The sequence below is a fragment of the Duganella rhizosphaerae genome (assembly GCF_040364205.1).
Lineage (GTDB): Bacteria > Pseudomonadota > Gammaproteobacteria > Burkholderiales > Burkholderiaceae_D > Rugamonas > Rugamonas rhizosphaerae.
Map to the genome: position 1 here is coordinate 1 of NZ_BPWK01000093.1, position 248 is coordinate 248.

General features: G+C 52.4%; 1 tRNA gene and 1 rRNA gene. Both read right to left on the reverse strand.

The features are described 5' to 3' along the window. Positions 1-9: 9 nt before the first annotated feature. Positions 10-86, reverse strand: a tRNA-Ile gene (locus RUGAMON1_RS32750). Positions 87-150: 64 nt separating this feature from the next. Further along, positions 151-248: ribosomal RNA gene (locus tag RUGAMON1_RS32755) — 16S ribosomal RNA — on the reverse strand; the annotation flags it as partial.

Below are 248 nucleotides of genomic sequence, written 5' to 3' on the forward strand. Positions count from 1 at the left end.
GGGTAAGACTGGTAGGGCTGGTTGGACTCGAACCAACGACCCCCGCGTTATCAACACGGTGCTCTAACCAGCTGAGCTACAGCCCCAAATGCTGTTCTTTATTCATTACAGTCGATAAGTGTGAACGCTTGAAGAAGAGTGCTACTCTAGAAAGGAGGTGATCCAGCCGCACCTTCCGATACGGCTACCTTGTTACGACTTCACCCCAGTCACGAATCCTACCGTGGTAAGCGCCCTCCTTGCGGTTA